Origin of the sequence: Nostoc linckia z4 (assembly GCF_002608075.1) — a bacterium.
Taxonomy (GTDB): Bacteria; Cyanobacteriota; Cyanobacteriia; order Cyanobacteriales; family Nostocaceae; genus Nostoc; species Nostoc linckia.
Genome location: NZ_LAHA01000059.1, coordinates 17,477 through 36,069 on the forward strand (window position 1 = coordinate 17,477; position 18,593 = coordinate 36,069).

Consider the following 18,593-nt stretch of genomic DNA (forward strand, 5'->3'; position numbering starts at 1 on the left):
CTCCTCACCTCCCTATCTCCCTATCTTCTCACCTCCCTATCTTCTCACCTCCCTATCTCCCCATCTCACCATCTCCCCACCCCCTCTATGCCCCATGACCCTTATGCTTGGATAGAAAAATCTCTGGCAACAATTCATCGGGCAGATTGGTATCGTTCTGTACAAACTATTGACGGTCGTCCCGGTGCAACAGTGGTTTTACATGGGCAAGAGGTGATTAATTTTGCCAGTAATGATTATTTGGGATTGGCTGGAGATGAACGTTTGATGGCAGCGGCTATCGCTGCTATTGAAGAATTTGGCACTGGTAGTACTGGCTCTAGATTACTCACTGGTCATCGTGAATTACATAGGGAATTAGAAAAGGCGATCGCATCTACCAAACAAACAGAAGATGCCTTGGTATTTAGTTCCGGGTATCTAGCTAATTTGGGTGTAATTACCGCTTTGGTAGGCAAGCGGGATTTAATTTTATCTGACCAATACAATCATTCCAGTTTGAAAAATGGGGCAATTCTCAGCGGTGCAGCGATTGTAGAATATCCCCACTGTGATGTTGTAGCACTTAAAACACAGTTGAATCACCAACGAGAAAATTACCGACGCTGTTTGATACTCACAGATAGCGTCTTCAGCATGGATGGCGATTTATGTCCAATGCCAGCACTCTTAGATCTGGCTGAAGAATTTAACTGTATGCTGCTAGTTGATGAAGCTCATGCCACTGGAATATTAGGAAAAACTGGTGCTGGATGTGTTGAATATTTTGGATGTACGGGAAAGCCTTTAATTCAAATTGGTACTTTGAGCAAAGCTTTAGGTAGTTTAGGCGGGTATGTAGCCGGAAGTAGCATCCTAATCGATTTTTTGCAAAACCGCGCCCCTAGTTGGATTTACACCACTGGACTTTCACCTGCTGATACAGCCGCAGCCTTAGCAGCAATCAACATACTACAACAAGAACCGCAACGCCGTGCCCAATTATGGGAAAATGTGCGTTACTTAAAAGCTTTGCTCGAAGATGTACCTAATTTAAAATTGCTGCCTTCAGAATCAGCTATATTATGTTTCCAATTGCCTAATGCCACAGATGCACTTAAAGCCGGAAAGTATCTCAGAAATGCTGGCATTTTTGCCCCAGCAATTCGTCCGCCCACAGTGCCCACAAGTCGCATCAGAATATCTCTAATGGCAACTCATGAAGCAGCGCATATTGAAAAATTAGTAGCAGTTCTGAAGCAAGGAAATAAGGAGTGGTGAGTAGAAGCCACAGGGGAAGAATTTTAGAAGTTGGTTAATAATCCCTTGATTGAGCAATGCCAAAAAATAGCGGTAAAAATTTAGGACTTACGCAACGCCGATATTGTCATTGCGACCGAAACGGAGTGTAGGGAAGCAATCCCAGCGTCAGGGGGGATTACTTCTCTATCGCTCGTAATGACGGAATTACGTTATTTTTGCGTAAGTCCTGAAATTAAGAAACTAATATTCTCGCACTTTATACAATGAACCCAAATGTAGAGACGTTGCAATGCAACGTCTGTGGAACGATTTTGATATCATGAACAATTGTTTTTATACATAAAATCAGCAACGTCTAAGGAACTTCCAAATATTCCACAGAAGATTGTTAATTGTTGAACGTTGACAGTCAACAGTCAACAGTGAATAGTCAACGACCTGAATCAGAACAATTTATTTTTTAGAGTTCCCTAAAAAGAAATTATTTGGCGATCGCGCAAAAATTTACCAGTTATGTTCCGTGGAGCATCAGTAGCTAACCAGATTGCAGTATCCGCCCCTTGTTCTGGCGAACGCGGTGCTGATGAACCACCCATATCTGTTCTCACCCACCCCGGACAAATGGAATTGACAAGGATTCCTTTAGATTGCAAAGCTTGTGCCAGCATAATTGTTGCCCCATTTAATGCTAACTTTGATAGGCAGTAACTTGGAACGTCAGCAGATAAATCTGACAATGCTCCATAACCACTGGAAACATTAATTATTCTGGCATTTGGGGATTTTTCCAATAGAGGTAAAAATGCCTGCACCATACGAATTGGGCCAAAAGTGTTGGCATTCATCGTCGAATCGAGCAATTCCCGGTTAATAGTAATAATATTGACATTATTGTCTGGATATACACCAGCATTATTAATCAAAACATCTAAGCGATCGCTCTTTTGGTAGAGGGTTTTGACTGCTTCATTGATGGAGCGATCGTTAGTCACATCCAATTCTATAGGAATTACCTTACCTTGAAGTTGCTGGGCTGCTTGTGTAGCCTTATCAAGGGAACGCGAAGTAATAATCACTTCATAGTCTTTTGCCAGTAAACCCTGGGCAATGGCAAATCCAATTCCTCGGTTACCACCTGTCACTAATGCTCGTTTATCTTGTATCACTTCCATCACAGTACTTCACCTCCAATTACAGGCAAAAAATATACTGGGCTATTGCTTATTGCCTGTTTTCTCCCATATCAAACATTCTAGTAGTTCGCCAAGTGAACTTGGTGGGGGAGAGGGGAAAGGGTAAAGGGGAAAGGGGAAAGGGTAAAGGGGAAAGGGTAAAGGGGAAAGGGTAAAGGGGAAAGATTTTAAATCCCTTACCCTTTACCCAGCCGTCACCCAGCATTTTTGGATTGGCAGACCACTAGATATCTGCATAGAAAATTCGTATCAATATTTACATAAATTTATCGTTGTGTGATGTACTTTTTTCACTCTTTCTATTGCTCTAAAGCCTGACCCGTTTAAATACATTTCAAAGCATTCCTGTTTGATTTCTTCTAAATAACCTTGTTTTTCATAAGAATTCATAAATTGACGACGACAGTTAACACAGATGTAATTTTGCTTACTACCCTTTTTTCCATTCTTGCGGATATGAGTTGATGTACACCTTGGACACTGCATAGCGATCGCTCTAATTCATACTTCAATTATGCAACGTCCAGAATTGTCCTGTTTGTCATACCAGTTTGTGCAGAGATTTAAATGCCGCTATAATCATAAAGGCGCGTGGAACGCACGCCCTAAAAGCTCAATTAATGTCTTCCTAGAAGAGTCATTGAGAAGCGCACACTCACCCTGAAAGGGGAGTGTATGGAGTACGTCACAAAAGTTCGACTTTGTTAAGAATTCCCTACCCAACTATCAGACTTTCTCAGCAAGCCCTAATGAATTAAACTTTTACCTGTTCTATATCTGCATTTGTTGGCTGGTCTATTTCTATGAACCTCGGCCCGATAATCAGAACTGTAACCATCATTAATATACTCGTTACCATAATGATGCTCACCACGCTGGGATCTTCAAAGTTGCTTGTACCCACTAATAGTGCTGCGGCAAAATTGCGTTGAGCGGTTCCGACTCCTAGCACTCTTTGGGTATCAACACCAGGGCCGCCTAACAGATAACCTACGCTAAAGGAAAAGAGAATAAATACAGCACAAACAAAAATTGCGCCTGTTTTCAATAAGGCGATGATATCGTTAGTATGAACAGCTAATCTGACTAATAAACCTATAAATAATCCAGCATTAGATAATTTGAACAAAATTGGTTGAAGATTTGTAGCGATCGCTGGAAATTTAGCTTTAATCAATAGCCCAATTGCTAATGGACTAACCATCATTAATAACAACGGTTTGGCAATTTCCCAAGAGTTGATTTGCACCCCTTCCACCACCAACGGCAATACAATCGGCATATAAACGATTGTCCCCAACATCAGCAACATCATTAACCCCACAGAAAAAGCTATATTGCCCTTAACTATGTGAGCGAGTTTTGGCAAAGCTGGAGGGCCTGATGCTACCGCCATGATTAGTAAACCATCTTTAACTGGTTCGCCTAGATCTACTATTTGCAGCAGCAGATAGACAAAAAGCGGCACCAGCACAAAATTTGTCAGCAAAGACAAGATAACGAGGCGGGGATTGCGGAGTGGTTGCCAAATCTCCTGTAGAGTGAGACGTAAACCCGCACCCAGCATAGTAAAAACAATAAATGTCAGAAGTGCTAATTTGTCGATGACTGCCAGAATTTCATTCATGATTTTAATAAGAATTGGGCATAGGGAATTGGGAATTGGGAATTGGGAATTGGGCATTGGGCATTGCTAAGGAGACAAGGTAGACAAAGCAATCTTTCTCCTCATCTCCCCCATGCCCCACGCCCCATTCGCCATTACTTACTTCAACTCAAGACTTACTTGTTGTAAGTTACCGGTGAAGGTAAAGGGTACTTGGTAGGTGTCAACTACGGGAGTACCTGTGTCTCTACCGACATCGAAGGTTTCATCTAGGGCTAAACGATAAGCAATGGTTTTTTCGATTCGACCTTCGGCTACTTGCTGTTGGTTGATGAATAGTTTGCCGATTCCGCCTTTACCTACAGTGCCTCCGTCATAATCAAAGTCGAACTGTATTGTCGATTTCCCTGGGGGCAATTTTTCTGGGGATTGAATGATGTAGCGAACGGCATTGGCATAGTTGTAAACGTAGGTGGGCTTGCTATCTTCAAGGAAAAAGCTCCAACCGGCAAAACGTCCGCCTTGGGTTAAGAGGATACCTTCTGCACCAGTTTCGGGGATTTCTACGTTAGCTGTGATGCTGAAGGATCTGTTTTTTAAATTTGGGGCGCTACCTTCTGGGATGCCAAATACCCCAGGATAATAAGTAAAGTTTGTGCGTCCGACGGTGAGGCTGGGGCGAATTTTGACATCAAATCGGTCTAGAACGCGATCGTCTAATGGTAAGACTTGATGCTTACGGGCTTCTTTGAAGAATAATTTTTGCAGTTTTTCTAGCTTCTCTGGATTTTCTGGAGCGAGGTTGTTGGCTTCGCTGAAATCTTCTGCAATGTTGTACAGTTCCCATTTATCTGTATCAAAGTCGCCTTTGACGGTACGTTCCCAAGGCAAGCGGCCATGACGCGCTGCGGCTACCCAACCGCGATGGTAAATGGCTCGGTTACCAAACATCTCGAAGTACTGAGTTTCGCGATGGGAGGAAGCATCGGGATTATCAAAGGTATAGGCGAGGCTAGTACCTTCTATTGGTTGTTGCTTGACTCCATTCACTTCTTTGGGAGCAGTAACTCCCGCTACTTCTAAAATGGTGGGTGCAATATCAATTACGTGATGGAATTGGCTGCGGATTCCACCTTTGTCTTTAATGCCTTCACCCCAAGAAATTATTAAAGGATTGCGAGTTCCACCAAAGTGGGAGGCGATTTGCTTTGTCCATTGGAAGGGAGTATTAACTGCCCATGCCCAAGGGGCGGGAAAATGGTTGAATGTCTTGGGGCTGCCCAAGTCATCATAGGAAGCAAGCAGTTGTGGCAGATTTTCGGGTACGCCGTTGAAGAATTTCAACTCGTTGACGGTACCTGTTAAGCCGCCTTCTGCACTTGCACCGTTATCTCCCACGATGTAGATGACCAGGGTGTTGTCTAGTTCGCCGAGTTGGTCAACTGCATCAATTAATCTGCCGATTTCATAATCTGTGTGGGCGAGAAATCCGGCAAATACTTCCGCCATGTGAGCTGAGAGTTTCTTTTGGTCAGCCGAAAGGGAATCCCAAGCTGGCAATTCTTCAGGACGGGGTGTAAGTTGGGCATTGGCAGGAATCACACCCAGTTGTTTTTGACGGGCAAAGATTTCTTCGCGTAATTTATCCCACCCTTGGTCAAATTTGCCTTTGTACTTATCAATCCAAGCTTTGGGGGCGTGGTGGGGTGCATGGGTGGCTCCGGTGGCGAGATAGGCGAAAAAGGGTTTGTCAGGAGCAATGGATTGTTGGTTGCGAATCCAGGCGATCGCATGGTTTACTAAATCGGGTGTCAGGTGGTAATCCTGGTTATTTGCTGGTTTCTCGACTCGTTTAGTATTTTCTACCAATGCCGGACTCCATTGGTTAGTATCGCCACCAAGAAAGCCGTAAAAGTACTCAAATCCCAATCCTGTGGGCCAGCGATCGAAAGGCCCAGCGACGCTGGTTTCAAAGTCTGGTGTATTGTGCCATTTACCGAAAGCAGCCGTATTATAGCCATTTTGTCGTAGCACTTCGGCCACCGTGGCAGCACTTTTAGGTAAAATTGTTGTGTAGCCAGGATAACCAGTAGCTAATTCCTCAACTACCCCCGTATTTACTGAATGGTGATTGCGTCCAGTTAACAATGCTGCTCTGGTGGGGGAACAAAGGGCTGTGGTATGGAATTGGTTGTAACGCAATCCGCTTTCGGCTAGGCGAGTCAAGTTAGGAGTTTCCACCGGGCCGCCAAAGGTACTGGCTTGTCCAAAGCCAACATCATCTAATATCACTAGTACAACGTTGGGCGCTTTGTCTGGAGCAGTAATCGGTTGGGGAAAATCTGGTTTTGAGTCTTTGTAGGTAATGCCAATTTTGCCCTTAAATTCTGGTTGGGGAATGGGTAAAATCTGTGATGTGGCTGCAAAGGCAGGACTAGTAACCGTCAGTATAGTGATGACGAGAGATATGATGAGCGATCGCCAAAGAAAATGCAACATAAACTAATTGGTTATTGGTTGAGTAGGGAGTGGAGGAAAAAAGTGTTTTGTTTATTTCATAGGGTGGGAATACTCTGAACTAAACGAAATCCGATATGGGTAGTTCCGGTGTCCGGGGCTTGAGATTCTCGTGCCGCAGGACGGAAGCGGCTGCAATAGTTGGGCGCACAAAGGTAAGAGCCTCCTTTAATGGTGTGTAAGACATTTTCTGTGGGTTTGTTGGGGTCAAAGCTGAGTTTTGGCCCTGTGGGATCGACACTATGGTTTTTCTCGTCATGCCCTACCCCAAACAAATCTGAGGTCAATTCCCAGACATTACCTGCCATGTCGTAAAGACCGTAACCGTTGGGTGGAAAGGAACCTACGGGGGCAATACCTACGTAACCATCGCTTTTGGTATTAAAAAAGGGAAAGATTCCTTGCCAGGTGTTGGCTTTTTTCTCAGAATATTGCTCGCCCCATGTATAAGTTGCGCTCTCCAAACCACCACGGGCGGCGTATTCCCACTGGGCCTCGCTGGGTAGGAATTTTCCCGCCCATTGCGCGTAGGCTACGGCATCTTCATAGGCAATATGAACCACTGGGTAATTTTCTTTTCCAGCTATCGCACTTTCCGGGCCGAAGGGATGCTGCCAATTGGCCCCAGTGCGCCAATACCACCAACTCAACAGCTTTGCTCCTGGCTTTGCCATCTCAAACACCAAAGAACCAGGTAATCTCTGCTCCTCTGATAAGTCGGGAAATTGTTCTTTGGATAAAGGGCGCTCTGCAACTGTTACATATCCTGTTGCTTTGACAAATGCTGCGAACTGTGCATTTGTCACTTCATATTTATCGATGCAAAAAGAACTCACTGTAACATCAAAAGCCGATCGCTCTTCCACAAAAGCAGAATTATTCGATCCCATTGTGAATGTTCCTGCTGGAATCAATACCATTTCTTGGGGACAGGGATTGACGCTAGCGGCAAAAGCAGGAGGAATGATGAATAAAAGTGCGATCGTCACTCCTGTAGCGAACAATAATCTGAAAAAACTTTTTCCTAGCTTCGACATACTAATAGCAATTTGTATTTACATTAGCCATAACTTTGAAATTTACTAACTCATATTTTGAAAATTCAAATTACCTTTGATAACGCAGGTTTATCTTAATAATATGATGTTTAAAACCAGCTATATTTTTCATAAACAATATGCAAAATTTATATAAGCTTTTACGTAAAAATTCAGCACTCAGGAGCCAGAATTCATAATTTATAAGGAATTTAGTATAACTAGTATGATTTAATAATCAAGAGAATACTTGATTATTGAACTATTCTGACTCCTGAATTCTGACTCCTGAATCCTTACGCTTTTACATCAATTGCACTAGGTAGTAAGTACAATAGGGTAAATAATTAAAGTAGTGAGAACTAAAGTTATCCAAAAAGGACTAAAATCCTTACTACTAACTGAATATTAAGAATTTTACGTTACTTAACATTGTTTGATTTTTTCAATTATTTCTACTTGTTTCCTGTTAATTAAAAACATCAAAATGCAACGAATCTCCGACCATATACATTAAAATTCTGGTTTTAAATCGAGCAAAATTTACCTTAAATTAATTTAAATGAATCTCCAAAAAAGAAGCCAGAAAGTTTTCTTAAATAGATAACAATGAAGTGAGAGAGTTAGACCCATGCTACCACTCAAACTTTGATTCATCATGAATTTTGGCTTTTTGTTACTAAAATACTATAAATCGATATGTATACCGTATTTAATTGCGATATTGATAAAGTACCTCTTAGACAAAAATAAGTCAAGAACTTTGTGAAACGTCATAAAATAACCCTCAAAACTTTCTGAGTTTTGAGGGTTAATTAACAAGCTAAGGTGTTTTAGATTTAACTTGCACATTCATATCATGTTCGTCTAATTACTTATCAAAAAAATTCTCCGTGTCAGAGCGTCTTTGCGTCAGTCTACATGATAAGTATTCAACCGGACATGACATCACTCGCCATCGGCTGTTGACTGTCAACAGTTAACAGTTAACAAGCACCACGAATAGTTATGCTTTTTTCCCGTTTATTCGGTGAGAACAATATCATTGTGATTGTTGCAATTTCTGAAGTTGGGCACTTTTGTTAACAATTATATCTGCATGGGAATCAGCACTCTTCTCCAGTGCATCACGGCGGGACTGATTACCGCCAAGTCCATCGAGTTCAGCAGTTTCACCACGCATTTGCTGTACTGCGTGTGATACTTCGTGGGAGAGTGTATGTTGACCTTGGGGTGAATCCACAGGAAGTTGGGAATGCATAAAAATGTTAGTTTCCCCTTCATTACTTGGCGTAGTAAATGCTGCTGCATTCATGGAGTCACAGTAAGCATCAGCTTGTCCTCCTTGTACGAGGTGTACCTTATCCAGGCTCATTCCATGATGTTCTTGTGCAGCAACAGCCACATCTGTGGGTAATGGAGTACTACCAGAATTGCTCAATTGAAGTGGATTGATATTGTTAACAGCCGCCGCATTATTAAAATTAGCTTGAGACTGCTCAGTAATTCCTAGTTGATTTTCCATCCAACCTTTACGTTGTGCTGGAGGTGCTGCTGGGGTTGGTGTTGGTGTAATTCCATTAGAAGTATAATAAGTGACGCTGCCGCAATTCACAGAACCACTTACTCTTTTCATGGGTCTGATACTCTCACCAATAAACATGCCCCACTTCAAGGGATTAACGTAGTCACTACCTTGAACATCTAGTTCTGGATTTAAAGATATTTCAGCAATCAGCGGTGCCATAAAACGTTGCATGTTATTGGTCATGTTTGTTGTTCCGCCTCTACTGCTGGTTGTAGAATCAGTGTATTTATCACTGCGACTAGTTGTAGTAGATACTTCACTTCCCACTGTCCCAGAACTACCAGTAGAAGTTTCGCCACCTTTGCCAGCCTCTCCAGATTTCGTACCACTTGTACTACCACCACTAGCCGTGGCTTTAGCGGAATCTGTGGTTGAAGTGGATGTCTCTGTACTGGAGGTGGTACTACCACCGAAGCCGCGAGTCGTGGCTGCACTTCCACCTCCAGAAAGAGCTTGTGGTTCACCTAATCTAAAGCGGATATACCCTCTCCAGTAGACATTGACTCCAGTGGTTTCAACAAAATTGATGGGTATATTTGTGTCTGATAAGCTAGTGTCTGAGAGTACTTGATCTATTCTGTCAATGTAGCGACTAAAATCTGGCGGTCTTGCTCCCGGCATATTGTCTAGAGCTATTATCGCTTTTTGATCTAATAAAGAGATGACAGCACTGGTGTTACCGTTGACTGTCTCTATAGTTGCACCACCAGGAATATTCATTCCGTCTCGCTGAATCGGTTTTTGTTGCACAGGAGAGTGAAAAGCCTGCTTCGTTTCCACTGGTTCTGGTGTTATCTTTTGTTGAACGGCTGGTGCAGCCATCATACCTACTTGCTGCTGGTGAGATTCTGCTGGCTGGTTAGTGAATCTATCCTGTGAATGCAAAGATATTTTGCTAATATCGTGATTCAGAGGTTGTTGAATAACTGTTGGTTCTAAGGATTCCTCTTCAAGCAAATCATCTTCTTCAAAATCAGTTGATATTATTGGACGCTGAGCTTGATTTGTATCTAGACCAAAACCGCGCGTTGGATTTCCCAACGTTGGAATATCTCGTGAGACAAGCGACGGATTTGTAGAATTCGATGCAGGTGTTTTTCGGCGACCAATTTTACGTAGCCCATGGACATCGCTCATCTCACTTTCCCCCATAAATACTGTTTAAGTCGATCGTACAATTTGTCTAATTGCACCGCTATGGACGTAAGTATAAATTATCTCAATTGGCAAGTTACTGCCGTTGCTAATAATACCTACAGGACTGTAAAAAAGGCTGTGGATAAACTGCGATCGCTTATTATCCTTTTAGCTAGTGCTTTATCTAAAATTAACAAAGGAAAGTCAAGAATCGGGAGTTTTCAATGGCAGCTTTTTTCAGACAGAAGAAAAGTTGAGATGAGTAGTCCCAGAGGGAAAAGGGGAAGGGGAAAGGGGGAAAGGTTTGGTATTTTTCCTTTTCCCTTTGACCACAAGAGTCCAAAAAGCAATTGATTGCAAGAGGTCTAGTCACCAGTCATCAGTCAACACCCCCTATTTCCCCATTACATCAATTCCAGCCCACCTCGATAGCCAGTAACAATACGGCTACCATCCTTGAGAATGTGAACTTCAATTTGGTCGCTAGCCCAGGTAATCTGGTCAGCAAAAGCAGGATTAAATATGTTGATCTTCTGGTTACTAGAAGAAACTGGTGAGTTAGGAGAATTAATTGCCAGAGATTGCACAAAAGGCCCGTCAATTAAGATATCAAGTTGTTCTAACAATTCTTGGGAACCTGGCGGTGCAGATTTAGACTGTAGCTGCTTGAGGGTGAACCCACTAAAAGACATTACATTCAACCCAGCAGCTTTTAATTTACGAGCTAAAGATGCTAGCGTAGCTGCTTGCCAAAATGGTTCTCCACCAGAAAACGTTACACCAGTATTGCGAGAATTGCTCAAAATATTTTCAACAAGAGTATCAACAGCAACAAGTTGATTAGCCTCAAAAGACCAAGAGTCAGGATTAAAACAGCCAGGACATTCACGCGAACAACCTTGCACCCAGATAACTGCGCGACAACCAGGGCCATTGACTTCTGACTCATCAACGTAACCCATAATGTTGAGATAGCCAGAGGGAATTTCTGTGAGTGCTAGCGATGGGTCAGTTGGCTTAGTTTCCATCTCTTTAACTCCTTTTAAAGCCGTCGCCTGTTAACTATATAACTATAGCGAAATATTATCATCTTTCACCTTAGTAAGGAACTCAGGCTTTTTTGTCGGTATTTGTACTTTTTCACTACTTAAAATGGGCGTTATTAATGGCGAATTTTGCTGCTAAGTAGCTAAACATGATTGAAACATAAAACGCTTAGGGACTTCCAAAGAATAAATTACTCAATTTATTTGGATATGTAGTTTTTCTCTAGCCTGCTCCCTGCCCCCTGCCCCTTGCCTTCTTCAACCTAGATGCTCTCGGAAATACTCGGCGTAAAGTTGACAACGCGGTAACACGATACGCCCTTCGCGACGGACTAAACCTGCACCGCGCAAGCGAAAGAAAATTCGCTCGTCTTCGCAGAGGTTCTGGCGAATGATTTGGAACATTGCTTTAACCAACTCCTGTTTATTATGCAATCGAAAGAGATGGTTTCGCAGATGATTGCCAAAGATACCGTTATCTGTGGTGGCTTTGGCAAATAGTTCATTGGCAGAGAGGCGCTGGCTAGCAACTGAGTAGAGTGCAAGGCGGATTAAATAAGGATGTCCCCCTAACAATGCCATTAATTGCTGTTCTTCCTTGGGGTTAAATGGGGAACCGTGACGGCGGTTGAGGTCAGAAACTTGTACTGGTGTGAAGTCTTCTAAATCAATCACCTGCCCTACATTAAAGGGTGATTGGTTGAGATTATCAATTAACTGGTAGGGTTCGGTGGAAGTAACGAGTGCTAAATCGAGTTGCTTCCAAATCGGTGTGGTGGCGCGGCTGTTGTGCCAACTTCGCAGCATTCCAAAAAAATCAGAACGAAATTCAGTATCAAAAACTGTTTCTACTTCATCCATTGCCAAGACAAGAGGGTTGCCAAATTCTTTGAGCAAATAGCGACCGACGTAACGAGTGCAGCGCTGACTATTTCCCAAGGGGAGATTCCAATATTCAGTTACTTTGTCGGTCATTTCCAGTTCATCAGTTAACCAAGTACAGAACTGGCGAAAGAAGAGGTCAGCATTGGTTAAGGCGGTTTTGTCAAATAATTGGAAATCGAGCAAAGCAACTCGCTTACGTGCATTCACAGCAGTTTTAATTGTGCGAATTAACAGCGAACTTTTGCCCATTTGTCGGGGGCCTTTTATGGTAATTGTCACACCTTGCTGCTCAATCGTCTGCAAAGCAAGTGGATCTGATGAGCGTTCTACGTAAAAAGCAGATTGTGATTCCATTGTGCCTTCGGGCATTTCTAGGGAAATGGGTTGTGCTGAAGGGAAGGGATGGGGGAGGGGTGAGGGGGATGTGGTTCGGCTGACCTCGACTTCGCTCGGTACAAGTCGCTCACCAACCGGGGATGAGGGGGATTTTTGTGTGGCGATGGTAAATGGAGTGCCGGAGATAGCTTGTAATAATTCATCTATGAGGCGGGGGGTATCTTCTGTGTCTTTCCAGAATGCCCAGTTAATACCGTTGAGATAGGCACTTAAAGGATAGACGAGGGGTTCTTGATATGCTAAACGCACTGGGAGAATTACGGGGCGTCCTTGTTGTGATTTTGATAAGTGGTGTGCTGTTTCGATTTCTGCTATTACCATCTCGCTTTGGGTTGACCAGGCTGAAAGAAAAGTAATGAAAAAATCAGCTTGGTGGATTTCTGTTTCAATGCGTTCAGCCCAGCGCGTGCCAATGGACATGGTTTGGTCGATGAAGACTTGGTGTTGCTGGGATAGGGCTTGGAAAACTTGCAATGCAATTTGTTCGTCTGGGTGAACATTACGCTTATAGCTAATGAAGATGCGTTTAGTCTGTGAATTAAGCATTAGTATAGAAATTCGCTTTACAGTTTGGTAGGGTGCGTTATGGAGGGCAGTCCTAACGCTCCGTAAATCTTTGGCGGTGCGTTACGCTGGCGCGATAACACACCGTACAACACTACAGCGTAGTTGCAGATAATTACCGACATTACAAAAAAATTGCCTACGAAGTTCAAATACTCATTAATGGAGTTCCAAGCCTTATTAATGAAGCTCAAATACTCGTTAATGGAGTTCAAAGCCTCATTAATGAAGCTCAAATACTCGTTAATGGAGTTCAAAGCCTCATTAATGAAGCTCAAATACTCATTAATGGAGTTCAAAGCCTTATTAATGAAGCTCAAATACTCATTAATGGAGTTCAAAGCCTCATTAATCGAGTTCCAAGCCTCATTAATCGAGTTGAAATACTCGTTTGCGAGCTATACATATAGTTTAAGTTGAGCAATGAAATCCAACATTAAACGTTAATTGTTGAATTTTGCTGCGCTCAAGCGAAATTAGAATTCTTTTTAAGAAACTCCAAGAAATAAATTATCCAATATTGTGGGGTGGGCATCCTGACCGGCACATCGACTGGGCGGGCAAGATGCCCACCCCACAAGAGTTAATTGGATATTTTTTGATTTGCAAGTCGCTTACAGTAATTTTTAGGTAAATAGACAAAATGTATTACATGATGTCATTGTAAATTGAGTCGGTGCCTTTTGCGTTTCCTTTCCTCTCGGAGTCTGTGAGATGGCTAATCCAACTATTTATACTGTTGGCGGGACTGTGCAGGCTGGCGGAGGGATTTACATTCCCCGTCAAGCAGATGACGAATTGCTGGGTTTATGTCGCTCAGGAACTTTTGCTTATGTGCTGACGCCGCGCCAAATGGGGAAGTCTAGCCTGATGGTACGCACGGCGCAAAGGCTGACGGATGAGGAAATTCGCTCGGTAATTGTTGACCTCCAGGAGTTGGGGGCAAATGTCACAGCCGAACAATGGTATTTTGGCTTTTTGGTGAAGCTGGATGACCAACTGATGTTTGATACAGATGTCGTGAATTGGTGGCAAGAACACGAGCATCTGGGAGTATCGCAACGGCTGACACAGTTTTTTGAGAAAATTTTGCTGGCTGAGGTTGAAGGGCAAGTGGTGATTTTTGTGGATGAAATTGACTCTACCCTCAGCTTGGATTTTACCGATGATTTTTTTATCGCTATTCGTTATCTCTATGTTGCCCGCGCTACTAATGCTGAATTTAATCGGCTTTCTTTTGTGCTAATGGGGGTAGCGACTCCCGGCGATTTAATTAGCGATGCCAAGCGCACGCCGTTTAATATTGGACAGCGTGTAGATTTAACTGATTTTACTTTTGAGGAGGCTTTACCTTTAGCTGAGGGATTGGGATTACCCAGCGATGAGGCCAAGCAAATATTACACCAGGTGTTGAAATGGACGGGGGGACATCCTTATTTGACGCAGCGTCTCTGTGGTGCATTAGTAGCCGAGAGGCACAATAAATTTGTAGAGACGCGATTCATGAGCCAGCGCCTTGCGGGGGTTCCCACGCCACTTGCTTCAAGCCGGGAAACCCGTCCAACGCAGTGGCTCCCCGTTGTAGCGACTGGCGTCGCGTCTGTTTTGCGTAGTAAGGATGTAGGCACAATAGTTAACAGCACATTTTTTGGTGTGATGAGCGAGCAAGATAATAACTTGCAGTTTGTCCGCGATATGCTCACCAAACGCGCACCAGACCCGGAGGTTTTGACTATTTACCGTGAGATTCGCTGGGGAAAGCGCGCGGTTGTGGATGAGGAACAGTCTTTAGCTAAATCTCACTTGAAGCTGTCGGGGGTGGTGCGGCGGGAGAATAATGTTTTGCGGGTGCGGAATCAAATCTATCAGCAGGTATTTGATTATAAATGGATTAATAAACATTTGCCGTTTAACTTGCGGGATAGGTGGGAGCGTCTAAAACCTGCACTGCCTTATGTGATTGTAATGATTGTTTTTTCGACATTATCAACGGCGGTGGCTTGGTATATTTATGAGCAAAATCTGATTGCCCAGAAAGCCCTTGAAGAAGCAAATAAACGCCGGATAAACGCCGAAATTCTCGCTAAAAGTCTCGAATTACAAAATCTGATGGCAGAAAAGTCAGAATTTGATGCTTTCGTTGCAAGTTTGAAGGTAGGCAAAAGACTCAAAACACCAAATAAAAATGTAGAACAAGATACCCGCATGTTGGCACTACCTACACTCAAGCAGGCAATTTTACCCATACTCAAGCAGGCAATTTATAAATTCAAGGAACGTAACCGAATTCAAGATCATAACCATTCGGTTAGAGGCGTGGTATTTAGCCCTGATGGTCAAACCATTGCCTCTGTCAGTGATGATAAGACGGTGAAATTGTGGAATCTCAAAGGGCAAGTGTTACAAACTCTCACTGGTCACAGCTATTGGATTTCGGGCGTGGCATTTAGCCCTGATGGTCAAACCATTGCCTCTGTCAGTCATGATAAGACGGTGAAATTGTGGAATCTCAAAGGGCAAGTGTTACAAACTCTCACTGGTCATAGCGATTCGGTTAGAGGTGTGGCATTTAGCCCTGATGGTCAAACCATTACCTCTGTCAGTGATGATAAGACGGTGAAATTGTGGAATCTCAAAGGGCAAGTGTTACAAACTCTCACTGGTCATAGCGATTCGGTTAGAAGCGTGGCATTTAGTCCCAATGGTCAAATTATTGCCTCTGCCAGTCGTGATAAGACGGTGAAGCTGTGGAATCGCAACGGGAAAGTGTTACAAACTCTCACTGGTCATAGCGATTCGGTTAGAGGCGTGGCATTTAGTCCCGATGGTCAAATTATTGCCTCTGGCAGTGATGACAAGACGGTAAAGCTGTGGAATCTCAAAGGCCAAATGTTACAAACTCTCACTGGTCATAATGATTTGGTTAATACCGTAGCATTTAGCCCCGATGGTCAAATTGTTGCCTCCAGCAGCGATGACAAAACGGTGAAGCTGTGGAATCTCAAAGGCCAAATGTTACAAACTCTCATTGGTCATAGCGATTTGGTTAATAGCGTAGTGTTTAGTCCCGATGGTCAAACCATTGCCTCTGGTAGTGATGACAAAACGGTGAGGCTGTGGAATCGCAACAGGCAAAAAGTATTACCAACTCTCCCAGGTCATACCAGTTCAGTTAATAATGTGGCATTTAGCCCTGATGGTCAAACCATTGCCTCTGTCAGTGATGATAAGACGGTGAGGCTGTGGGATCGCAAAGGGAAAGTCTTACAAATTCTCACTGGTCATAGCGATTCGGTTAGAGGTGTGGCGTTTAGTCCCGATGGTCAAACCATTGCCTCTGCCAGTGATGACAAGACGGTGAGGCTGTGGAATCGCAACGGGAAAGTCTTACAAATTCTTACTGGTCATAGCGATTCGGTTAGAGGTGTGGCGTTTAGTCTCGATGGTCAAATTATTGCCTCTGCCAGTCGTGACAAGACGGTAAAGCTGTGGAATCGCAACGGAAAAGTGTTACAAACTCTCACTGGTCATAGCGATTTAGTTAATACCGTAGCGTTTAGTCCCGATAGTCAAATTATTGCCTCTGCCAGTCGTGACAAGACGGTAAAGCTGTGGAATCGCAACGGGAAAGTCTTACAAACTCTCACTGGTCATAGCGATTTGGTTTGGGGCGCGGCATTTAGCCCTGATGGTCAAATTATTGCTTCTGCTAGTTCAGACAAGATGGTGAAGCTTTGGAATCGCAACGGGAAAGTCTTACAAACTCTTCAAGACCATAGGGATTGGGTTTGGGGAGTGGCATTTAGCCCTGATGGCCGAACCATTGCCTCTGCTAGTTTAGATGACACGGTGAAGTTATGGAATCGCAACGGGCAAGTGTTACAAACTCTCCAAAGTCATAACAGTTCAGTTTATGGCGTGGCATTTAGCCCCGACAATCAAACCATTGCCTCTGCCAGTCATGACAAGACGGTGAAGTTGTGGAATCGTAACGGGCAACTTTTACAAACTCTCGCAATTGGTCATAGTAAGTCGGTTAGGGGCATGACATCTGGTGACGACGGTCAAATTATTGCCTCTACTAGTTTAGACAAGACAGATTTGGATGATTTAATGGTTAAGGGTTGTGCTTGGGTGCGCGATTATTTGCAAAACAACCCCAATGTGAATGAAAGCGATAAGCGTTTATGTGATGATGTTGGCATAGGTAGGTGATTGAATGATTTGAGGAAGGGCGATCGCTTTTGTTGTAATTTGAGAAAGTGCGATCGCCTGTACAATTTCAGCTATGCTTTAATTTCAGAAAGTGCGATCGCTTGTGGTATCACTAATTTTGATTTTGCGCTAACCAAGCTTGTAAGTCCGTTAAAGTAGAAAAATCAAGTAAAGCCTCTGCTAAATCATCCAACTGTGTTGAATCTAAAGCTTGTATTTTCAATAGCTGTGCAGGTGGAACAGTTCCAATTTTACGGCGAAGTAGTCGCGTAACAATAGATAAAGCTTTTTCCTGCTGGATATCCTGATAAATTACAGACTCGCGCATAGCATCACTCCGTAATAATCTCTTAATCAGTTCCTTGTTTAATACTAACCCAGATAATATTGCCGTTGATGCAGCAATATTACTTTGTGTACGCTGGTCGTTGATTTGTTCAATAGCCTGTGCAACCTGTTGTAATGTTCGCGCTTTATCATCAGTTTGACTGAGGGTTGCAAATGGTAACAAACCACGAGTATTTAAAAATATGTCGCTTGGTTGCTCCCAAAGACGAATCACTCCAAATTCATGACGGGTATTTTCTAAAACAAAAGCTGTTTGCTGCACTAATTCTGATGTGGTGGGTTGCAGATAAATAACAACTTGATGCATTCGCTTGTGGGGAAATTTGCGATACACCCTTAACCGATAATCGGTCATCCGAAAGGGAATTTCAGCTTTTGCTTCCGTCTGGAATTCGATATGCAGGACAATTTCATCTGACTGTAACAGAATTAAAGCATCTGCTCGAATTGGTTCGAGGGATAATTCTGATGGACTGAGTTGGGTAAGTGCAATAGATTCACCGAGTAACCAGGTGGCGAAATCGGCTGAAAATGACTCTGCTAAAAAACGACAGACGTTATCAAACACAGATAAGTATTATATCAGCCAGGTATTCTCTGTCATTTAGCATTTGTCAATTGTCTGTCTCATACCCAATTGTTACATAAGCGATCGCTTGTATGATTAGACTTCTTGGCCTTAGTCGGGAAAAGGGTAAGGGGAAAGGGGGTGCATGTTTTGTGTTTTCCCTTTCCCAATAAAGATGCACCCCTTTTTCCATCTCTTGCAAAAGTGCTTTTGCAAGAGATCTATTGAATATAAAACTTAATAAATCACGA

General features: G+C 43.1%; 10 protein-coding genes and 1 pseudogene. 2 read left to right on the forward strand and 9 right to left on the reverse strand.

What is annotated here, in order from left to right:
- Positions 1-87: 87 nt before the first annotated feature.
- On the forward strand, positions 88-1,260 hold the full coding sequence (bioF, locus tag VF06_RS31295; RefSeq protein ID WP_099069988.1) for an 8-amino-7-oxononanoate synthase: 1,173 nt from the start codon (positions 88-90) through the stop codon (positions 1,258-1,260).
- Positions 1,261-1,712: 452 nt separating this feature from the next.
- On the opposite strand, the gene VF06_RS31300 is transcribed toward bioF, so the two are convergent.
- The 8 genes and pseudogenes from VF06_RS31300 to VF06_RS31340 all read right to left on the reverse strand — a co-directional run bounded on the left by VF06_RS31300 (position 1,713) and on the right by VF06_RS31340 (position 13,193).
- The gene (locus VF06_RS31300; RefSeq protein ID WP_099069974.1) at positions 1,713-2,414 is read right to left on the reverse strand and encodes an SDR family NAD(P)-dependent oxidoreductase; all 702 of its coding nucleotides are present in this window, start codon (positions 2,412-2,414) and stop codon (positions 1,713-1,715) included.
- A gap of 288 nt (positions 2,415-2,702) precedes the next feature.
- A pseudogene (locus VF06_RS31305) lies at positions 2,703-2,921 on the reverse strand (IS1/IS1595 family N-terminal zinc-binding domain-containing protein); the annotation flags it as partial.
- A gap of 268 nt (positions 2,922-3,189) precedes the next feature.
- On the reverse strand, positions 3,190-4,119 hold the full coding sequence (locus VF06_RS31310; RefSeq protein WP_371411465.1) for a bile acid:sodium symporter family protein: 930 nt from the start codon (positions 4,117-4,119) through the stop codon (positions 3,190-3,192).
- A gap of 81 nt (positions 4,120-4,200) precedes the next feature.
- Positions 4,201-6,540: an arylsulfatase gene (locus VF06_RS31315; protein WP_099069972.1), complete on the reverse strand. Its 2,340-nt coding sequence runs from the start codon at positions 6,538-6,540 to the stop codon at positions 4,201-4,203.
- A 56-nt stretch (positions 6,541-6,596) separates the two neighbouring features.
- Complete coding sequence (locus VF06_RS31320; RefSeq protein ID WP_099069971.1) at positions 6,597-7,595, reverse strand: formylglycine-generating enzyme family protein; 999 nt, start codon at positions 7,593-7,595, stop codon at positions 6,597-6,599.
- A gap of 1,042 nt (positions 7,596-8,637) precedes the next feature.
- Positions 8,638-10,320 carry an eCIS core domain-containing protein gene (locus VF06_RS31325; protein ID WP_180267445.1) on the reverse strand — a complete coding sequence of 561 codons (1,683 nt, stop codon included), beginning with the start codon at positions 10,318-10,320 and terminating at the stop codon, positions 8,638-8,640.
- Between the two features lie 404 nt (positions 10,321-10,724).
- On the reverse strand, positions 10,725-11,348 hold the full coding sequence (locus VF06_RS31335) for a 4Fe-4S single cluster domain-containing protein (protein WP_099069968.1): 624 nt from the start codon (positions 11,346-11,348) through the stop codon (positions 10,725-10,727).
- 276 nt (positions 11,349-11,624) lie between these two features.
- Positions 11,625-13,193: an AAA-like domain-containing protein gene (locus VF06_RS31340; protein WP_099069967.1), complete on the reverse strand. Its 1,569-nt coding sequence runs from the start codon at positions 13,191-13,193 to the stop codon at positions 11,625-11,627.
- Between the two features lie 732 nt (positions 13,194-13,925).
- On the opposite strand from VF06_RS31340, the gene VF06_RS31350 reads away from it, so the two are divergent.
- On the forward strand, positions 13,926-17,426 hold the full coding sequence (locus VF06_RS31350; RefSeq protein ID WP_099069965.1) for a WD40 domain-containing protein: 3,501 nt from the start codon (positions 13,926-13,928) through the stop codon (positions 17,424-17,426).
- Positions 17,427-17,538: 112 nt separating this feature from the next.
- On the opposite strand, the gene VF06_RS31355 is transcribed toward VF06_RS31350, so the two are convergent.
- Complete coding sequence (locus VF06_RS31355) at positions 17,539-18,342, reverse strand: Rpn family recombination-promoting nuclease/putative transposase (RefSeq protein ID WP_099069964.1); 804 nt, start codon at positions 18,340-18,342, stop codon at positions 17,539-17,541.
- Positions 18,343-18,593 lie beyond the last annotated feature (251 nt).

Excerpts from the sequence above, each read along its gene's own strand:
- VF06_RS31325 (WP_180267445.1), bottom strand. The coding sequence starts at position 10,320 with ATGAGCGATGTCCATGGGCTACGTAAAATTGGTCGCCGAAAAACACCT.
- VF06_RS31350 (WP_099069965.1), top strand. The coding sequence starts at position 13,926 with ATGGCTAATCCAACTATTTATACTGTTGGCGGGACTGTGCAGGCTGGC.
- VF06_RS31340 (WP_099069967.1), bottom strand. The coding sequence starts at position 13,193 with ATGCTTAATTCACAGACTAAACGCATCTTCATTAGCTATAAGCGTAAT.
- VF06_RS31320 (WP_099069971.1), bottom strand. The coding sequence starts at position 7,595 with ATGTCGAAGCTAGGAAAAAGTTTTTTCAGATTATTGTTCGCTACAGGA.
- VF06_RS31310 (WP_371411465.1), bottom strand. The coding sequence starts at position 4,119 with ATGCCCAATTCCCAATTCCCAATTCCCAATTCCCTATGCCCAATTCTT.
- VF06_RS31335 (WP_099069968.1), bottom strand. The coding sequence starts at position 11,348 with ATGGAAACTAAGCCAACTGACCCATCGCTAGCACTCACAGAAATTCCC.
- VF06_RS31300 (WP_099069974.1), bottom strand. The coding sequence starts at position 2,414 with ATGGAAGTGATACAAGATAAACGAGCATTAGTGACAGGTGGTAACCGA.
- bioF (WP_099069988.1), top strand. The coding sequence starts at position 88 with ATGCCCCATGACCCTTATGCTTGGATAGAAAAATCTCTGGCAACAATT.
- VF06_RS31315 (WP_099069972.1), bottom strand. The coding sequence starts at position 6,540 with ATGTTGCATTTTCTTTGGCGATCGCTCATCATATCTCTCGTCATCACT.